Origin of the sequence: Clostridium psychrophilum, from assembly GCF_018861705.1 — a bacterium.
Lineage (GTDB): Bacteria > Bacillota > Clostridia > Clostridiales > Clostridiaceae > Clostridium_AD > Clostridium_AD psychrophilum.
Window position 1 is genome coordinate 1 of record NZ_JAHLEC010000207.1, and the last position, 2,561, is coordinate 2,561.

Consider the following 2,561-nt stretch of genomic DNA (forward strand, 5'->3'; position numbering starts at 1 on the left):
GAAGATCTATTCGAAGCACAATTAGATATAATTTATGCAGCATAAGTAAATTCAACGATTTAAGTCATAAATACAAATTGGTTCAACTTGTTATTGCAATTGATCATATTTATTATAGTTTAATTTAACTGATTTTCATCACTGCCCAAATTGGCATCTACTATTTGCCTTATTCTAAATCCTAGTGCAGAATATCTCTCAAAACTTCTGTTATTATTTTTCATAAAACTAATGGCTTTTCTCTCACCTACTAAAACAACCATGTTTTTTGCTCTAGTTATCCCTGTATAAAGCAAATTTCTGTTCATTAAAAGTGGAGGTCCCATAAACATTGGCATAATTACAACTTCAAACTCACTACCTTGACTTTTATGTATTGTTATAGCATATGCTAAAGCTAGTTCATCTAAATTTACTCCTTCATACTCTACACGCTTATCATCATCAAATATAACGATAACATTTTCATTATCATCATCAATATCATCAACATACCCTACGTCACCATTAAAAATTCCAGTACCATCTTCTGATTTTGCACTCATTTTATGCCATTTCATAGAATAATTATTTTTAAGTTGCATTACCTTGTCGCCTACTCTAAAAATAGTGTTTCTGTATTCCTTTTCCTTCTTACCTTTTAATTTGGGATTTAATGTTTCCTGAAGTCTTTCATTTAAATTTTCTATGCCTAGTATACCTTTTCTCATCGGTGATAATATTTGAATATTCTTCATCTTATCCCAATGCTTATTAAATTTAGGTAACCTTGTATTAATTAAGCTAATTATACTTTCTAAGATTTTCTCATGCTCATTGTTTTCAATAAAATAAAAATCTTTGTCCTTTTTATTTAAAATAGGCATCTCGCCATTATTAATTTTATGAGCATTCACAATAATCATGCTTTCCCTAGCCTGCCTAAAAATCTCATTAAGTTTAACTATTTTAACACATTTGCTCTCAATAATGTCTCTTAGTACATTCCCAGGTCCAACAGATGGTAATTGATCAACATCCCCAACTATTATAAGTCTAGTTCCAATGGTAATAGCTTTTAATAAACTATTCATAAGCATTATGTCTATCATTGAAGCTTCATCAATAATAAGCACGTCGCAATCCAATGGTGATTCCTCACTTTTAGAAAACTGCGATCCATCATCGCCACCTATTCCAAGTTCTAGTAACCTATGTATAGTTTTTGCTTCACGCCCAGTAGCTTCAGTCATCCTTTTAGCTGCACGCCCAGTCGGTGCCGCCATATATACTTTCATTCCCGCTTCTTCAAACACCTCTATAATACAATTGATTATAGTAGTTTTGCCAGTACCAGGGCCTCCTGTTATAACCTCCATACTATTTTCCATAGCGCCACAAATAGCAGTTCTTTGAGATACAGCAAAATGTATGTTTTTTTCTTTTTCGAATTCATTAATTTTCTCTTCTATATCTATCTCTAATTCATCATACTTTTCTACAGATAAAGTTATAATTTTTTTAGTTATACCTAATTCGCAATAATAAAAAGGCATAGTGAAAACACAATCTTCTTCTTCAATATTTTCTACTTTAAGTTTTCCTTGTAACACATTATCATAAATATTATTTTCTATTTCCTCATCAGTAACCCCAAGAATGTTTTTAGCTTGGTTATGTAGTTTACCGAGTGGCATATAAGTATTTCCAATAGCACAAAATTCATTAACCACATAATTAATTCCACTTTGTATTCTAAAAGGTGACTCCTTATCGATTCCTAAACTTCTTGCTATTCTATCAGCAATTTTAAATCCTACACCAGCAATGGTTTCAGTTAATACATAAGGATTATCTTGTACTGCCTTTATAGAATCTGCTCCATATTTTTTATATATTTTTACACATTGACTGGGTGTTACCCCATATGTTTGAAGAAATATCATTATATTTTTAACTTCACGTTGTTTAGAATATGATTCAAAGATTAATTGAATTTTCTTTTCTCCTATGCCATCAATTTCTTTCAATTTTTCTATCTCATTATCTAACACATTCATAGTCTCTTCACCAAAGCGCTGTACAATCTTTTTAGCAGTTACAGGACCAATTCCTTGAATAACTCCCGAAGATAAATATTTCTCTATACCTGAAAGTGAACTAGGTATAATTTCTTCACAGTGCTGTATTTTAAATTGTCTGCCAAATTGAGGATGATTAACCCATTCTCCGATTAATTTTAAATTTTGACCTTCACTAACGTATGGTACAATACCTACCACTGTTATTTGCTTTTTATCATCAAACAAATGAGCTATTATATACCCATTATCTTCATTATGGAATATTACATCTTCAATTATCCCTTGTATTTCTGGCATAAAATCTCCCCTATATATATAAGTTTATATATTAATATTATATCATATTTATTTTATATATTTTACATTTTATATTTTATCTTAAGTATACCCCTTGTATAATCTAATTATAAGTTTGATAAGAAACCTTCTTTAAATAATACGAATGATTTCTTACTTATCTTTATTAATGTTAATGTTTATTTTTATTCATTTCTAAAT

1 protein-coding gene is annotated in these 2,561 nt (G+C 29.7%); it reads right to left on the minus strand.

The genetic code is table 11. The annotated features are described in order from the left end of the window. Positions 1-119 precede the first annotated feature (119 nt). Positions 120-2,360: an SF1B family DNA helicase RecD2 gene (gene recD2, locus KPL38_RS18930; protein WP_216290691.1), complete on the minus strand. Its 2,241-nt coding sequence runs from the start codon at positions 2,358-2,360 to the stop codon at positions 120-122. Positions 2,361-2,561 lie beyond the last annotated feature (201 nt).

What these genes read in the sequence shown, in the direction of transcription:
- recD2 (WP_216290691.1), bottom strand. Translation starts at nt 2,360, where the DNA reads ATGCCAGAAATACAAGGGATAATTGAAGATGTAATATTCCATAATGAA.